General features: G+C 59.3%; 15 protein-coding genes. 8 read left to right on the forward strand and 7 right to left on the reverse strand.

What is annotated here, in order from left to right:
• Nucleotides 1–26 precede the first annotated feature (26 nt).
• Nucleotides 27–839 carry a bifunctional DNA-formamidopyrimidine glycosylase/DNA-(apurinic or apyrimidinic site) lyase gene (gene mutM, locus KDX37_RS01700; protein ID WP_231650904.1) on the forward strand — a complete coding sequence of 271 codons (813 nt, stop codon included), beginning with the start codon at nucleotides 27–29 and terminating at the stop codon, nucleotides 837–839.
• Between the two features lie 102 nt (nucleotides 840–941).
• Nucleotides 942–1,280 carry a multidrug transporter gene (locus KDX37_RS01705; protein WP_231650905.1) on the forward strand — a complete coding sequence of 113 codons (339 nt, stop codon included), beginning with the start codon at nucleotides 942–944 and terminating at the stop codon, nucleotides 1,278–1,280.
• Between the two features lie 56 nt (nucleotides 1,281–1,336).
• On the opposite strand, the gene KDX37_RS01710 is transcribed toward KDX37_RS01705, so the two are convergent.
• The 3 genes from KDX37_RS01710 to KDX37_RS01720 form a co-directional block, all read right to left on the reverse strand.
• On the reverse strand, nucleotides 1,337–1,588 hold the full coding sequence (locus KDX37_RS01710) for a YfhL family 4Fe-4S dicluster ferredoxin (RefSeq protein WP_231650906.1): 252 nt from the start codon (nucleotides 1,586–1,588) through the stop codon (nucleotides 1,337–1,339).
• Nucleotides 1,589–1,689: 101 nt separating this feature from the next.
• On the reverse strand, nucleotides 1,690–2,169 hold the full coding sequence (gene coaD / locus KDX37_RS01715) for a pantetheine-phosphate adenylyltransferase (RefSeq protein WP_231650907.1): 480 nt from the start codon (nucleotides 2,167–2,169) through the stop codon (nucleotides 1,690–1,692).
• Nucleotides 2,170–2,337: 168 nt separating this feature from the next.
• Nucleotides 2,338–3,765 carry a coniferyl aldehyde dehydrogenase gene (locus KDX37_RS01720; protein WP_231650908.1) on the reverse strand — a complete coding sequence of 476 codons (1,428 nt, stop codon included), beginning with the start codon at nucleotides 3,763–3,765 and terminating at the stop codon, nucleotides 2,338–2,340.
• Between the two features lie 129 nt (nucleotides 3,766–3,894).
• On the opposite strand from KDX37_RS01720, the gene KDX37_RS01725 reads away from it, so the two are divergent.
• Entirely contained in the window at nucleotides 3,895–4,557 is a 663-nt protein-coding gene (locus KDX37_RS01725) for a TetR/AcrR family transcriptional regulator (protein ID WP_231650909.1), read from the forward strand.
• A gap of 54 nt (nucleotides 4,558–4,611) precedes the next feature.
• Nucleotides 4,612–5,469, forward strand: a complete 858-nt coding sequence (locus tag KDX37_RS01730) for a sulfurtransferase (protein ID WP_231650910.1) — start codon at nucleotides 4,612–4,614, stop codon at nucleotides 5,467–5,469.
• A gap of 7 nt (nucleotides 5,470–5,476) precedes the next feature.
• Here the strand turns inward: KDX37_RS01730 and KDX37_RS01735 are convergent, their stop codons facing one another.
• From KDX37_RS01735 to KDX37_RS01750, 4 genes are all read right to left on the reverse strand, one after another.
• Nucleotides 5,477–6,514, reverse strand: a complete 1,038-nt coding sequence (locus KDX37_RS01735; protein WP_231650911.1) for a hydrolase — start codon at nucleotides 6,512–6,514, stop codon at nucleotides 5,477–5,479.
• Nucleotides 6,515–6,641: 127 nt separating this feature from the next.
• On the reverse strand, nucleotides 6,642–7,226 hold the full coding sequence (rsmD, locus tag KDX37_RS01740; RefSeq protein ID WP_231650912.1) for a 16S rRNA (guanine(966)-N(2))-methyltransferase RsmD: 585 nt from the start codon (nucleotides 7,224–7,226) through the stop codon (nucleotides 6,642–6,644).
• Nucleotides 7,226–8,719 carry a M16 family metallopeptidase gene (locus KDX37_RS01745; RefSeq protein ID WP_231650913.1) on the reverse strand — a complete coding sequence of 498 codons (1,494 nt, stop codon included), beginning with the start codon at nucleotides 8,717–8,719 and terminating at the stop codon, nucleotides 7,226–7,228. Before KDX37_RS01745 ends, rsmD begins: the two co-directional genes overlap by 1 nt.
• Nucleotides 8,716–10,068, reverse strand: a complete 1,353-nt coding sequence (locus KDX37_RS01750; protein WP_231650914.1) for a M16 family metallopeptidase — start codon at nucleotides 10,066–10,068, stop codon at nucleotides 8,716–8,718. The genes KDX37_RS01745 and KDX37_RS01750 overlap by 4 nt, the downstream gene beginning before the upstream one ends.
• A 255-nt stretch (nucleotides 10,069–10,323) precedes the next feature.
• On the opposite strand from KDX37_RS01750, the gene ftsY reads away from it, so the two are divergent.
• The 4 genes from ftsY (at nucleotide 10,324) to rpoH (ending at nucleotide 14,543) form a co-directional block, all read left to right on the forward strand.
• Nucleotides 10,324–11,874: a signal recognition particle-docking protein FtsY gene (gene ftsY / locus KDX37_RS01755; protein WP_231650915.1), complete on the forward strand. Its 1,551-nt coding sequence runs from the start codon at nucleotides 10,324–10,326 to the stop codon at nucleotides 11,872–11,874.
• Nucleotides 11,871–12,542, forward strand: a complete 672-nt coding sequence (gene ftsE / locus KDX37_RS01760) for a cell division ATP-binding protein FtsE (protein WP_003411930.1) — start codon at nucleotides 11,871–11,873, stop codon at nucleotides 12,540–12,542. Before ftsY ends, ftsE begins: the two co-directional genes overlap by 4 nt.
• The gene (gene ftsX / locus KDX37_RS01765) at nucleotides 12,539–13,573 is read left to right on the forward strand and encodes a permease-like cell division protein FtsX (RefSeq protein WP_231650916.1); all 1,035 of its coding nucleotides are present in this window, start codon (nucleotides 12,539–12,541) and stop codon (nucleotides 13,571–13,573) included. Before ftsE ends, ftsX begins: the two co-directional genes overlap by 4 nt.
• Nucleotides 13,574–13,688: 115 nt before the next feature.
• Nucleotides 13,689–14,543 (forward strand): RNA polymerase sigma factor RpoH, encoded by an 855-nt coding sequence (gene rpoH / locus KDX37_RS01770; protein ID WP_024689060.1) that lies wholly within the window; start codon nucleotides 13,689–13,691, stop codon nucleotides 14,541–14,543.
• Nucleotides 14,544–14,595 lie beyond the last annotated feature (52 nt).

Genomic DNA, 14,595 nt, shown 5'->3' on the forward strand with positions numbered 1-14,595 from the left:
TTTCTTTCCGTACGACCGAGTTTTCCATGCCTGAATTACCAGAAGTCGAAACCACCCGACGCGGCATTGCGCCCCATCTTGAAGGGCAGCGTGTCAGTCGGGTGATCGTCCGCGACAGCCGTTTGCGTTGGCCAATCCCTGAAGATCTTGATGTGCGCCTCTCTGGGCAGCGCATCGTCGAAGTGAGTCGGCGTGCCAAGTACCTGTTGATCAAGGCTGAAGTGGGTACGCTCATCAGTCATCTGGGCATGTCGGGCAATCTGCGTCTGGTCGAAGCAGGTCTGCCTGCGCTCAAGCATGAACATGTGGACATCGAGCTTGAGTCGGGGCTGGCCTTGCGTTACACCGACCCTCGTCGGTTTGGCGCGATGCTCTGGAGCCTTGATCCGCTGGGACATGAATTGCTGATTCGCCTGGGGCCGGAGCCATTAACCGATCTGTTCGACGGCGAACGGTTGTATGAGCGGTCTCGCGGCAAGTCGATTGCCGTCAAGCCGTTCATCATGGACAACGCCGTGGTCGTTGGGGTGGGCAATATCTATGCAACCGAAGCGCTGTTCGCTGCGGGCATCGATCCGCGCCGAGAAGCGAAAAGCATTTCACGGGCGCGCTATTTGAAGCTGGCTTTGGAAATCAAACGTATTCTGGCCTATGCCATTGAACGAGGCGGCACGACCCTGCGTGATTTCATCGGCGGTGACGGCAAGCCTGGTTACTTCCAGCAGGAGCTGTTTGTCTATGGCCGGGGTGATCAACCCTGCAAGGTCTGCGGCAGCACGCTGCGGGAGGTCAAGCTTGGGCAGCGGGCAAGCGTGTATTGCCCCAAGTGCCAGCGTTAGACGCTTGCTGGCAGGTTCTTGAAATGCTCCGGGCCTTGCTTAAGCTTGATCGCTGTTTATAGTGATGGGCAAAACTCTCTGCCACGCCTGAAGGACCACGCCATGAGCCCGTTTCGTACCCTTGCTGCCACTCTGGCGCTTTTTGTTGGCTTAGAGGCTTTACCTGCCTTTGCGGCAAGTATTCCCGCGGGCAGTGGCAACCCTGTCTACACCATCCAGAACCCACCCGCGTACGCCATGATTGGCGATCTGGTCATCGCTCGACCATTGTTGATTGCTGCCACGATTATTGGCACCGGCCTGTTTGTGATCGCCGCGCCGTTTGCAGCAGCGGGCGGCAATCTTGGGGCGACGGGCAAGGCACTGGTGGTCGATCCGGGCAAAGCGGCATTCGTACGCTGCCTGGGTTGCACCGGCGATGGTTACGGCAAGCAGGAATAAGGCATTCAGAGCAGGGCGTTACGCAGTGAGCGCTGCACGCGCTCTTGCCTGGGGAATCAAGCCTTGCTGGTGATGATCCGGTACTTGTCCATCAGTTGGTCTTTGCTTTCGACGTGATTTTCATCCAGCGGGATGCAGTCAACAGGGCAGACCTGCTGGCATTGCGGCTCGTCGTAGTGACCCACGCATTCGGTACACAGGTTCGGATTGATCACGTAGATCTCCTCGCCTTGTGAAATCGCCTCGTTCGGGCACTCGGGTTCGCAGACGTCGCAGTTAATGCAATCGTCGGTGATGATAAGGGACATGAAATGCTCCTGCCGCGGCCGACGCCGGGGCATATGAAAACCAATGCGGCGAATTGTGCCGCATTAGGCTTCTGTGTGCACCTGCAGGATCGTGCGTGATGTTACTGCTTGAAGCGTTCAGTCAGTGCCTGAGCGACAGCAGGATGCACGAACTTGGTGATATCACCGCCCAACGCCGCGATCTCACGCACCAACGTCGAGGAAATGAACGAGTAACGTTCAGACGGCGTCAGGAACAGGCTTTCGACGTCCGGTGCCAGTTGACGGTTCATGTTCGCGAGCTGAAATTCATATTCGAAGTCCGACACCGCACGAAGGCCGCGTAAAAAGACGTTGGCGTTCTGTTCCTTGGCAAACTGCGCAAGCAGTGTGGAAAACCCCACGACTTCAACGTTTGGCAAGTGTTTGGTGACCTCGCGGGCCAGCTCGACGCGCTGTTCCAGCGGGAACAGAGGGTTTTTCTTGGGGCTGGCGGCAACGGCAATGACCACTTGGTCGAACAGGCGCGAGGCGCGTTCGACCAGATCTCCATGGCCCTTGGTAATAGGGTCGAAGGTGCCTGGGTACAACACTCGGTTCATCGCGTCGTCCTGGTCGGAGTCCGTTGTGGGACTCGGATGGTATCGCAGCCTTCCCGACGGGCCAAGTCTGGGCACAGTGATAAAAAGTCGTATTGCGCCGATTATCGGCCAAAATCGGCGCCACAACGCCTATTTTGGGGCGATCGACACTTGGCGCGGTCAACAGGCTCAGCGCAAAAATATTTTATACACCAGGCGTTGTAGAGCCTTTCCGTAAGGTGGATAGATCAGGCGCGCCGCATTGAAACGCTGTTTGATGAACACCGCCTTGGCCTGACTGAATGTGAGGAAGCCCTCTCGCCCGTGGTAACGCCCCATGCCTGAAGGACCAATGCCGCCGAAGGGCAGATCGTCTTGCGCTGCGTGCATCAGGGTGTCGTTGATCGACACGCCTCCAGAGTGGGTGTGTTCCAGCACATGCTGTTGTTGCGCTCTGTTGTAGCCAAAATAGTAGAGCGCCAGCGGGCGAGGACGACGGTTGATATAGGCCAGCGCATCATTGATCGTGTCGTAAGGCACGATTGGCAGCAGCGGGCCGAAAATCTCATCCTGCATGACAAGCATGTCATCGCTGACGTTCAGCAACACACTGAACGGCATGCGTCTGGCCTGTCCCTGCTCATAAAGGTTGATGACAGTCGCACCCTTGAGCGCTGCGTCGTCGAGATAATGCGTCAGCCGCGCCAACTGACGCTCATTGATGATCGCTGTGTAGTCAGGGTTATCAGTCAGCTGAGGGTAAAACCGCTTCACGGTCTGGCTGTAGACCTTGACGAAGTCTTCAATGCGGTCTTCAGGGACCAGCACGTAATCCGGTGCGATACAGGTTTGTCCGGCATTCAGGGTTTTGCCAAATGCGATACGTTCGGCGGCATCTGCCAGCGGCACATCGTGAGACACGATGGCCGGTGATTTGCCGCCCAGTTCCAGAGTCACAGGTGTCAGGTTTTCGGCTGCTGCCCGCATCACGTGTTTGCCGATGCTGGTCGCTCCCGTGAACAGTAAATGGTCGAACGGAAGGCGCGAAAAGGCCATGCCGACGTCGGCCTCGCCCAGTACGATGGTGACCAGGTCTTGCGCAAAGGCTTTGGCGAACAGCTGTTGAAGCAGCGCTCCGGTCGCAGGCGTGGACTCGCTGAGCTTGAGCATGACCCGGTTGCCTGCCGCCAAAGCCCCGATCAATGGCCCTATCGCCAGAAACAACGGGTAGTTCCACGGCACGATCACCCCGATAACACCGAGCGGCTGGTACACCACCCTGGCTGACGCAGGCTGAAAGACCAGTCCAACATGCCGTCGCGAAGGTTTCATCCAGCGCTTGAGCTGTTTACGGGCGTCTCTGATGCCGAGCAGGCTGGGCAACAGTTCTGCCAACCGGGTTTCGTCAGCGCTGCGATGACTGAAGTCCTGGCTGATGGCTTCGATAAGGGCTTGGCGATGAGTGCTCAGCAATTCGCCCAACTGCTCGAGCCACTGCAAACGTTGCGCCGCGGAGGGCATGGGGTTGGCGGCAAAAGCTGCGCGCTGCGCGGCAAAGGCCGCTTCCATTTCATCAGGCGGCATAGGAGAGTATTGAACCGGAAGGTGGGCAGGCATCGACGAAACCCGTGGGGTATTTCGAATGTTTTAGAGTCAGTGCTCTAGAAAGTCAATCAACCGCCGTTCGTCCGTTACAGCAGCGCTTACGCTACTATCGCCCGCATCTCACCAGGACAAGAGCCCAGCATGGCACCGCGTACCAAAACCCGTGAACGTATCGTGCAGGTCAGTCTGGAACTGTTCAATGAGCAGGGCGAGCGCAGTGTGAGCACTAATCACATTGCCGCGCACATGGAAATCTCGCCGGGCAATCTGTATTACCACTTCCCGCACAAGCAGGCGATCATCGCCCAGCTGTTCGGCGAGTACGAAGCGCTGGTGACCAGCTTCATGGTTTTACCGGTGGATCGCCTGCCGACCATCGCAGGTAAACGTGACTACTTTCTTGCCGTGCTGGATGCCATGTGGCGCTATCGCTTTCTGCACCGTGACCTTGAGCACCTGCTGAGTGCGGACCCGCAACTGGCTGCGCGCTACCGGCTTTTTTGCCAGAACTGTCTGTTGCGGGCCAAGGCGATCTATCAGGCGTTTATCGACGCAGGCATTCTGCAAATGAATGAGGCGCAGATCGAATGGATGAGCCTCAATACCTGGATCGTTCTGACCTCCTGGGTGCGGTTTCTGTGCACCACACGCGAGCAATCCACACAGCTCGATCAAGATGCCATTCGACGAGGTGTCTACCAGGCGCTTATGCTCGAATCAGGTTTCATTGCTCCTCAGTCCCGTGAAGAGTTCGAGGCATTGTGCGAGGCGTTCCATGCTCCGATCCACAAGGTCCTGGGATGAGTTCACAGCGGGCAAGGGGCCGGTTCATTCAGTTTTCTGCCACAGGAGTGTGTCATGTCTATCGCGCAACTGATCAGTCCCGAGCACCTGGCGGCACGCCAGAAAACGCCAGGGTTGGTGATTCTCGATTGTCGTTTTGCTCTGGAAGACCCTGATTACGGACAGCGCAGTTACGCCCAGGGGCATATCGAAGGCGCTTCCTTTGCTGACCTTGAACGCGACCTCAGCGGGCCGGTCAGCAAAGGCAAGACCGGACGTCACCCTTTGCCAGAACCTGCCACCTTGTTGCAGCGTTTTCAGGCGTGGGGCATCAACGTCGACAGCGATGTCGTGCTGTATGACGACGGCCCCGGCATGTATGCGGCACGTGCCTGGTGGTTGCTGGTCTGGATGGGCAGGCGTGAGGGCGTCTATCTGCTGGATGGCGGCCTGAAAGCCTGGCACGCAGCGGGCTTGCCGCTAAGCCTTGATGGCGCAGGCAATGCGCCAGGCGATTTCACGGGCGAACCTGATATGTCGTTGGTGCTCGGCGCCAGTCGGTTGCACGGCCGCCTTGGCCGTCCTGAGCTGACCTTGATCGACGCCCGTGCCGAAGCGCGATTTCGCGGTGAAGTCGAGCCGATCGATCCTGTCGCAGGTCACATCCCCGGCGCTCAATGCGCAGCTTTCAACGAAAACCTGGGCCCGGACGGTCGCTTTCTGCCTGCCGATGCGCTCAAGACACGCTTTGCCGAGAAGCTGCAGGATCGGCCGCCCGAAAGCCTGGTGTCGTATTGCGGGTCCGGTGTCACGGCCTGCCATAACCTGTTTGCCCTGTGCCTCGCCGGGTATCCGTTGGGAACTTTGTATGCAGGGTCGTGGAGTGAGTGGATCACCGATCCGACACGTGAGGTAGCAACCGGCGCCAGCTGATCCGGCGTCAGTTTTGTCCCAGGCCTTTATCCCGCTCAAGAGCCGTGGTCAGCCACAGCGGGATACGACGTTCAAGGTAGTAACTCGGGTTACGCAGCGAACCCTCGACGAAGCCCACATGCCCGCCTTTGGCGTGCAGTTCGAATTCTGTGCAGGACGAGAGTTCGCTGGGCTCCGGCAGGCTGTGCGGAAAGACAAACGGGTCGTCACTGGACTGGATGATCAACGTTGGTGTCTGGATCTGCCCGAGGTAATAACGGCTGGACGCCCTGCGGTAGTAATCCTGGGCGTCTGTGAATCCGTGCAAGGGTGCGGTCACACGACCATCAAAGTCCCAGAAGGTACGCATGTTCTCCAGCGAGCCCAGTGCAGCCAGCTCAGCCAGCCCCTCGCTGAGGCCTTCGTGCTGGAAACGATGCTGTTTGACGCGAATGTAAGTCAGCATCTCGCGCATGAAATGCCGCTGGTAAACCCTCGAGAACCCTTGCCCGATGCGGTCGGCGCACTCGTCCAGGCGAAACGGCACCGACACCGCAGCCGCGCCGAGCAGGCCGCTCTGCGCGCCGGACTCGCCCAAGTACTTGAGCAGCACGTTGCCACCCAGCGAGTACCCCACAGCGTATAAAGGCGCCAGGGGACGCAGTGAGCGCAGATGAGTGACGACCTCCGCCAGATCCTCGCTCGCCCCCGAGTGGTAACTGCGCGACAGCAGGTTTGGTTCGCCGGAGCATCCCCGCCAGTTCAACGCCGCGCTGGCCCAACCCTGTGCGGCCATTGCCTTCTGCAAGCCGGCAACGTAGGGCGAGTTCGACGAGCCCGTCAGGCCGTGCAGCACCAGCACCAGCGGCGCATCGACCTGATGAGGTCCATGCCAGTCCAGATCGAGAAAATCCCCGTCTTCCAGCCACATGCGCTCACGCGTGCGCTCCAGCAACGTGCTCTTGCGCCACAGCGGGCCCCACAGGGTTTGCAGATGCGGGTTGCCCAAGCCCGATGCAGCGACGAAAGGGGCGCAAGATGGAAGAGATGACGGGTGTGTAGGCACGGCCTTGCTCGGTAACGGGTTCAGGGGCTGACATGTCCTACGGTGCCACTAAGTGGCACGCGATGTAAGAGGGGGTGTAGATAGACAGCGCAACATCCAGGCAGGGCGAATACAGAAAACGACCGAACTACCCTCGCTGCCAAAGCGCGTAATACACCTGTCCGGCTTTTTTCTCGCGGTGCAGTCGCCAACTGGCGGGGAGGCCTGTAGTAGACGGGGCAGTTTCGCTTTCGGTGTACACCCAGGCGTTCTCCGCCAGCCAGCCACGAGTTTCCAGCAGGGTACAGGCCGAGGCCAGCAGCCCCTGATGGAAGGGCGGATCAAGGAACACAACGTCGAAGGGCGACGCAACGGCGGTTTCCAGATGACGCAACGCGTCTGTCTGGGAGACCTGACCGGTGGTGCAATTCAAGGCGGTGAGGTTCTGGCGCAGGCTGGCAATGGCCGCAGCGTTGCTATCTAGCGCAAGGCCCATGCTGGCGCCGCGTGACAGCGCTTCGAAGTACAGCGCGCCACTGCCGGTGAACACATCCAGCACTTTGGCGCCTGCAATGTAAGGCGCCAGCCAGTTGAACAGTGTTTCGCGCACACGATCAGGGGTCGGGCGCAGACCGGGTGCATCAGGGAAGGTCAGGCGACGGCTGCCCCATTCGCCGCCGATGATACGAAGCTGACCCAGGCCGTTATGGCCCTTCGGACGTGGATTGGCCATCAGTGTTCCGGGACCCCTACAGGTTGGCGGGTGGGCTTGTCGGTGGGCGCAGGCAGTGGTTTTTGCTCTACGGTCGGGCCGACGGTGACGATGACCATCTTGTCCGGGTCCAGGTGCTTGCGCATCGCGGTCTTGACCTGTTCGGTCGTCACGCTTTGCGCGGCGGCCATGTAGTCTTCCAGATAGGTCAGCGGCAGGTCATAGAAGCCAATGGCACCCAACTGCCCGACGATTGCAGAGTTGCTGGCCGCCGTCAGCGGGAAGCTGCCGGTCAGTTCGCGCTTCACGTCGTCCAGTTCTTTCTGGGTCGGGCCGTTGGCCAGGAAGTCACGCACGATTTCCTGAACCAGTTTCAAGGTGTTTTCGCTCATCTCGGCGCGGGTCTGCAAGCCGATCATGAAAGGCCCCGGAACCTGCATCGCGGTGAAGCCTGAGGACACGCCGTAGGTCAGGCCGCGCTTTTCCCGTACTTCTGTCATCAGGCGACTGCCGAAGCCACCGCCGCCGAGTACCGAGTTGCCGACGGTGAGTGCAGCGTAGTCCGGATCATTGCGGGTGATGCCCAGTTGCGCAAGCATCAGGTGGGTCTGGTTGGACGCGAACTCGATGTGTGTAGTGCCTGCCTTGGGTTCAACAGGCTCGGCAACCTTTTCCAGCGCCGGGCCTTTTGGTAACGATGCCGAAACCTGTGCCGCAATGGCTTGCGCTTCGTCACGTGACAGGTCGCCTACCAGTGCAATGACGGTGTTGCCCGCCGCGTAGCCCCTGGCGTGGAAAGCCTTGAGCTGTGCGAGCGTTATCGCATTGATGCTCTTGGCATCGCCGTCGCTCGGATGAGCATACGGATGATCGCCATACAAATGCTTGAACAGCTCTTTGCTGCCAATCGCGCCAGGGTTCTGCTTCTGGTATTCGAAGCTGGCGATCAATTGGTTTTTGATGCGGGTCAGCGCTTCAGCCGGGAATACAGGTTTGCCGACGACTTCGCTGAACAGCTTCAACGCCGGTTCGCGCTTGTCGGCAGCACTCAGGCTGCGTAGCGAAGCCACCGCCATGTCCCGGTAAGAGCCGTTGCCGAAGTCAGCACCAAGGCCTTCGAAACCCTGGGCAATAGCGTTGACGTCCTTGCCTTTGATCCCTTCGTTCAGCATGGCGTTGGTCAGCAGGGCGATACCTGGGCTTTTCTGGTCCTGGCTGCTGCCTGCGGCAAAAATAAGGCGCATGTCAAACATAGGCAGCTCGCGGGATTCGACGAACAGAACCTTGGCGCCCTCTGCGGTGTTCCAGGTCTGAATGTTCAACGCGCGGCGGGCCGGAGCCTTGCCGTCCAGTTCCTTGAGCGACTCCAGTTGGCTACCCAGCGCGGGCGCAGCCTGGGCTGGGTCGGTCGCTGCGGCGTCGTCTGCCAACACCGGGTGGGCAGCAAAAGCGCCGAGCGAGGCCGCTAGTATCAGGCCAAGCAGCGCATGACGTGGAGCAGTGCGCTTGATCATTTGGCTTTCTCCTCAGGCAGAACGTGCGCAACGCTGAGGCGCTCACGGGTGAAATAAGTGTTGGCGGCCTTCTGAATGTCTTGCGGGGTCACGCTCTGCAGGGCCTCCAGCTCTTCGTCCATCAGCCGCCACGACAGGCCAACTGTTTCGAGTTCGCCGATCATGGTGGCCTGGCTGGTAATCGAGTCACGCTCGTACACCACGCCTGCAATGACCTGCGCCCGCACACGCTCCAGCTCTTCAGCTGAAGGAGCCTTGGTTTTCAAGTCATCGAGCAGGCGCCAGATACCGGCTTCAACGTCAGCCAGGGTCTTCTTCTTTTGCGTATTGGGCGTGGCACTGATCATGAACAGGCTGTCACCGCGGGTGAACGCGTCGTAACGCGACGAGGCGCCAGACACCAGTTCTTCGCCGCGCTCAAGGCGGCTCGGGATGCGTGCGCTGTAACCGCCGTCCAACAGCGCGGCGATCAGGCGCAGTGCATTGATCGAACGCTGATCGTCAGCGGTGGCCACGCTGGGCACGTTGAAACCGTAGATCAGGCTCGGCAGTTGGGTTTTCACATGCAGGGTGATCTTGCGTTCGCCAGGCTCTGCCAGTTCGAGCGGCTTTTTCGACGGTGGGACGTCGCGGCGCGGTATGGCACCGAAGAAGCGCTCAGCCAGAGCTTTGACTTCATCCGGCTTCACATCGCCCACTACCACAAGAGTCGCGTTGTTCGGTGCGTACCAGGATTCGTACCAGTGACGCAGCTCTTCGACTTTCATACGCTCAAGATCGGCCATCCAGCCGATGGTTGGCGTGTGGTAGCCGCTGGCAGGGTAGGCCATTGCGTTGAAGCGTTCGATAGCCTTGCCAGTCGGCTTGTCATCGGTGCGCAGGCGGCGCTCTTCCTTGATGACTTCGATTTCGCGGCTGAACTCATCAGGTGGAAGCTTGAGAGTTGCCATACGGTCGGCTTCAAGTTCCAGGGCCACGCTCAGACGGTCGCGGGCCAACACTTGATAGTAGGCGGTGTAATCGTCACTGGTGAACGCGTTCTCTTCAGCACCAAGGTCGCGCAGGATCAGTGAGGACTCCCCCGGTCCGGTCTTGCTGCTGCCTTTGAACATCATGTGTTCAAGCGCATGGGACAGACCGGTCTGGCCGGGCGTCTCATAGCTGGAGCCGACCTTGTACCAGATCTGGGAGACCACCACGGGAGCGCGATGGTCTTCGCGGACGACGACCTTGAGGCCATTGTCGAGCGTGAATTCATGGGTCGGTTGCGGGTCGGCAGCCATTGCTGTCAGAGGCAGACAAATTGTGCTGAGCAGCAGGCCTGCGGCGCGGCGGGCTAAAGCATTCATTCGTAGTTTGAACCTGTAGGACGGCCTGCTTGAACTTAGCGTCAGCGGGCGCGGGGGTGTTAGGATACTGGTCCGTTTGCATCAGAAACAGCCTTCACTGGTCAAATGCGAGTGAAACCTGTTGAAAACGCGGGTAAACGATACCCGTACAGGGGGCTGCCAGTGAACAAGCGGCCCTGAACGCAGTCTGTTTTGCATGCCAGAATTTCCCGAGGCGCCCATGGGCGTCCCGCAACCTTGAGATAGCCGTCCTCCATGTTTGGTTCCAACGACGACAAGAAGACCCCAGCCGCGGCTGGAGAAAAGAAAGGCCTGTTCGGATGGCTGCGTAAAAAACCGCAGGAAGCCGAACCCGCCACTCAGGAATCCGTGCCGGTGCAGCCCGATCCGGTGCTTGAAGCGACGCCGCCGGTCGAGCCAGCGTCTGCCTCTGTGCCCGTACCTGAACCTCTGCCCCAGCCGGTGGACGTTGCCGCCGCCATGCCGGCTGAGCCGCAGCCGTCTATCGAGCCGGGTGAGCCGTCGCCGCAACCCTGGCTGACGCTGCCTGTTGCCGAAGAGCCTGTGTCTTTCAGCGATGAGCGTGAGCCGCATGTAACGCCTTCGATTCCTCAGTACGGCCACATTCAGGCTGCACCCGAGCCGGTTGAGCGCGCGCCGGCAGAGCCTGAGCTGGAACCTGTCGACGATATCGTGCCTGTCAGCGTGCCCGAGCCGATACTGCTGGAGCCTGAAGTCGAGCCAGAGCCAGAGCCAGAGCCAGAGCCAGAGCCAGTTCCCGAGCCCGTCGCCGCCCAGCCAGTTCCGTTGCCGATAGAGCCTGCTCAGGAGCTGGCTGCTGCTCCCGCCACGGTTCAAGAACCTGAAGCCGGAAAGGTCGGCTTTTTCGCCCGCCTCAAGCAAGGCTTGTCGAAAACCAGTGCCAGCATCGGCGAAGGCATGGCGAGCCTGTTTCTGGGCAAGAAAGCAATTGATGACGACCTGCTTGAAGAAATCGAAACCCGACTGCTTACCGCAGACGTCGGTGTCGAGGCGACCTCGGTCATCATCCAGAGCCTGACCCAGAAAGTGGCTCGCAAACAGCTGACCGACGCTCAGGCGCTGTACACCTCGCTGCAGGGTGAGCTGGCCGCGATGCTCAAGCCGGTCGAGCAGCCATTGGTGATCAAATCCGAGAACAAGCCCTTCGTGATTCTGGTCGTAGGCGTCAATGGCGCAGGCAAGACCACCACAATTGGCAAGCTGGCCAAAAAGCTGCAACTGGAAGGCAAGAAAGTCATGCTGGCGGCGGGTGACACGTTCCGCGCCGCTGCCGTCGAGCAGTTACAAGTCTGGGGTGAGCGTAATCAGATTCCGGTCATTGCCCAGCATACGGGTGCCGATTCCGCTTCGGTCATCTTTGATGCCGTGCAGGCTGCCAAGGCGCGCGGCGTGGATGTACTGATTGCCGACACCGCGGGCCGTCTGCACACCAAGGACAACCTGATGGAGGAGTTGAAGAAGGTTCGCCGCGTGATCGGCAAGCTGGACGCTGACGCCCCGCATGAAGTCCTGCTGGTGCTTGATGCAGGCACTGGCCAGAACGCCATCAATCAGGCCAAACAGTTCAACCAGACGGTCACGCTGACCGGTCTGGCGCTGACTAAACTGGATGGTACGGCCAAAGGCGGCGTGATCTTCGCCCTGGCCAAGCAATTCGGGCTGCCTATCCGTTACATCGGCGTGGGTGAAGGCATCGACGATTTGCGCACTTTCGAAGCAGAACCCTTTGTTCAAGCGTTGTTTGCGGAGCGGGAGCGTCCATGATTCGTTTCGAGCAGGTCGGCAAGCGCTACCCGAATGGACATGTCGGGTTGCACGAGCTGAGCTTTCGAGTACGTCGCGGTGAATTTCTGTTTGTCACCGGTCACTCCGGTGCTGGCAAGAGCACACTGCTGCGCCTGTTGTTGGCCATGGAACGCCCTACAACCGGCAAACTGATGCTGGCCGGTCAGGATCTGGGGCAGATCAGCAACGCGCAGATTCCGTTCCTGCGCCGTCAGATTGGCGTGGTGTTTCAGAATCACCAGTTACTGTTCGACCGTACGGTGTTCAACAACATCGCGCTGCCGCTGCAGATCCTTGGCTTGTCCAAGCCTGAAATCGCCAAGCGCGTCGACTCGGCGCTGGACCGTGTGGCGCTGTCGGACAAGGCCGAGCTGTATCCGGGCGATCTGTCCACCGGGCAGCAACAGCGCGTTGGTATTGCTCGCGCCATCGTTCACCGGCCCGCCTTGCTGCTGGCAGACGAACCGACCGGTAACCTCGATCCACGATTGGCGGCTGAAATCATGGGTGTGTTTGAAGACATCAACCGACTGGGCACCAGCGTGCTGATCGCCAGTCACGATCTGGCGTTGATCGCCCGTATGCGTCACCGCATGCTGACTTTGCAACGCGGTCGTCTGATCGGTGACGGGGAGGCTGGCGTATGAGTGCCACACGCAGCCCCAAAGTGTCGGAGCGCGTAGCGCCGAAACCTGCCGACCCGGTTCCGCCCAAAAAGAAAAAACAGCGTCAGGACCATGACGACGACGGCCCGGACTTCAGTGCATTGCTGTCGGCCTGGATCGAGAGTCACCGCTCCAGTCTGGTGGACAGCCTGCGCCGCCTGGGCAAACAGCCCATCGGCAGCTTCTTTACCTGTCTGGTGATGGCGATTGCCTTGAGTCTGCCGATGGGCCTGTCATTGCTGTTGAGCAATGTCGAGCGCCTGGGCGGTTCCTGGCAGCGTGCTGCGCAGATCTCGATTTACCTTGACCTGGATGCCAGTACCACTGATGGCACGCGGATGCGCGATGAGATCAAGGCCATGCCTGGCGTCGCAGATGCGGAATACATCAGCAGCATTCAGGCCTTGAGTGAGTTCCAGCAGCAGTCCGGCCTGGGGGAGGCGCTCAAGGAGCTGCCGGAAAACCCGTTACCGGGCGTCGTACTGGTGACCCCGGATGAAGTGGACAAGCCCGCGCTTGAAGCCTTGCGTACCCGGTTGGCCGAATTGCCCAAGGTGCAACAGGCGCAGCTTGACCTGGTATGGGTCGAGCGACTGGCGGCCATCCTCAAGCTGGGTGATCGGTTCGTCTTTGGCTTGACGGTTTTGCTGGTATCGGCTTTGCTGTTGGTAATTGGTAACACAATACGTCTGCACATCGAAAACCGCCGCACCGAGATCGAAGTGATCAAGCTGGTGGGCGGTACCGACAGCTACGTTCGCAGGCCTTTCCTTTATATGGGCGCGCTGTATGGCTTTGGCGCGGGGATACTGTCCTGGGGCGTTCTTGCGTATGGCCTGAACTGGCTGAATGGCGCGGTTGTCGGGCTCGCGGGTCTTTATGGGAGTGATTTTGCGCTGGCGGGCGTGCCGATGAGCGATGGTCTTTCGCTCTTGCTCGGAGCGGTCCTGTTAGGGTATATCGGTGCTTGGATTGCGGTCGCCCGCCACTTGCGTGAGCTGGCGCCACGGTAGAGCTAAATTTTGTTTCACCCATTGGCTTATGAAAATGTAGGAACTTGTCTAGCGGTTCCAAAGTCAATTTGGCAATGCTGAACTGCACATTCATGTGCGCTGGAGGTTTTTTCGTATGACCACTTCTTTGCAACCTGCTTATGCCTTAGTGCCGGGTGCGAACCTTGAGGCCTATGTGCACACGGTCAACAGCATTCCATTGCTGACGCCCGAGCAGGAGCGTGAACTGGCTGAGAGTCTCTACTATGAGCAGGATCTGGGCGCAGCTCGTCAGATGGTCCTCGCTCACCTGCGTTTTGTCGTGCACATCGCTCGCAGTTATTCGGGTTACGGTCTGGCTCAGGCTGATCTGATCCAGGAAGGCAATGTCGGCCTGATGAAGGCTGTGAAACGTTTCAATCCAGAAATGGGCGTGCGTCTGGTGTCGTTCGCCGTTCACTGGATCAAGGCAGAGATTCACGAGTTCATTCTCCGCAACTGGCGGATCGTCAAGGTCGCCACGACCAAGGCGCAGCGCAAGCTGTTCTTCAACCTGCGCAGTCAGAAAAAGCGTCTGGCCTGGCTGAACAACGACGAAGTGCATCGCGTCGCCGAAAGCCTGGGTGTCGAGCCGCGTGAAGTGCGCGAGATGGAAAGCCGTTTGACCGGCCACGACATGGCGTTCGACCCGGCAGCCGAAGCTGACGATGACAGTGCCTTTCAGTCGCCAGCCAATTACCTGGAAGACCATCGCTACGATCCGGCACGTCAGTTGGAAGATTCCGACTGGACCGACAACTCCACTGCCAATCTGCATCAGGCGTTGGACGTACTGGACGAGCGCAGCCGTGACATTCTTTATCAGCGCTGGCTGGCTGAAGAGAAAGCTACGCTGCACGACCTGGCGCAGAAGTACAACGTCTCCGCAGAGCGTATTCGTCAGCTCGAAAAGAGCGCGATGAACAAGCTCAAGACGTCGATCGCTGCCTGAAGCGAACCGGCAACGCAAAACGCCCCGATCTGATCGGGGCGTTTTTGTGTGT

The sequence above is a fragment of the Pseudomonas californiensis genome (assembly GCF_021147775.1).
GTDB lineage: Bacteria > Pseudomonadota > Gammaproteobacteria > Pseudomonadales > Pseudomonadaceae > Aquipseudomonas > Aquipseudomonas californiensis.

Excerpts from the sequence above, each read along its gene's own strand:
- mutM (WP_231650904.1), top strand. The coding sequence starts at position 27 with ATGCCTGAATTACCAGAAGTCGAAACCACCCGACGCGGCATTGCGCCC.
- KDX37_RS01705 (WP_231650905.1), top strand. The coding sequence starts at position 942 with ATGAGCCCGTTTCGTACCCTTGCTGCCACTCTGGCGCTTTTTGTTGGC.
- KDX37_RS01710 (WP_231650906.1), bottom strand. The coding sequence starts at position 1,588 with ATGTCCCTTATCATCACCGACGATTGCATTAACTGCGACGTCTGCGAA.
- coaD (WP_231650907.1), bottom strand. The coding sequence starts at position 2,169 with ATGAACCGAGTGTTGTACCCAGGCACCTTCGACCCTATTACCAAGGGC.
- KDX37_RS01720 (WP_231650908.1), bottom strand. The coding sequence starts at position 3,765 with ATGCCTGCCCACCTTCCGGTTCAATACTCTCCTATGCCGCCTGATGAA.
- KDX37_RS01725 (WP_231650909.1), top strand. The coding sequence starts at position 3,895 with ATGGCACCGCGTACCAAAACCCGTGAACGTATCGTGCAGGTCAGTCTG.
- KDX37_RS01730 (WP_231650910.1), top strand. The coding sequence starts at position 4,612 with ATGTCTATCGCGCAACTGATCAGTCCCGAGCACCTGGCGGCACGCCAG.
- rsmD (WP_231650912.1), bottom strand. The coding sequence starts at position 7,226 with ATGGCCAATCCACGTCCGAAGGGCCATAACGGCCTGGGTCAGCTTCGT.
- KDX37_RS01745 (WP_231650913.1), bottom strand. The coding sequence starts at position 8,719 with ATGATCAAGCGCACTGCTCCACGTCATGCGCTGCTTGGCCTGATACTA.
- KDX37_RS01750 (WP_231650914.1), bottom strand. The coding sequence starts at position 10,068 with ATGAATGCTTTAGCCCGCCGCGCCGCAGGCCTGCTGCTCAGCACAATT.
- ftsY (WP_231650915.1), top strand. The coding sequence starts at position 10,324 with ATGTTTGGTTCCAACGACGACAAGAAGACCCCAGCCGCGGCTGGAGAA.
- ftsE (WP_003411930.1), top strand. The coding sequence starts at position 11,871 with ATGATTCGTTTCGAGCAGGTCGGCAAGCGCTACCCGAATGGACATGTC.
- ftsX (WP_231650916.1), top strand. The coding sequence starts at position 12,539 with ATGAGTGCCACACGCAGCCCCAAAGTGTCGGAGCGCGTAGCGCCGAAA.
- rpoH (WP_024689060.1), top strand. The coding sequence starts at position 13,689 with ATGACCACTTCTTTGCAACCTGCTTATGCCTTAGTGCCGGGTGCGAAC.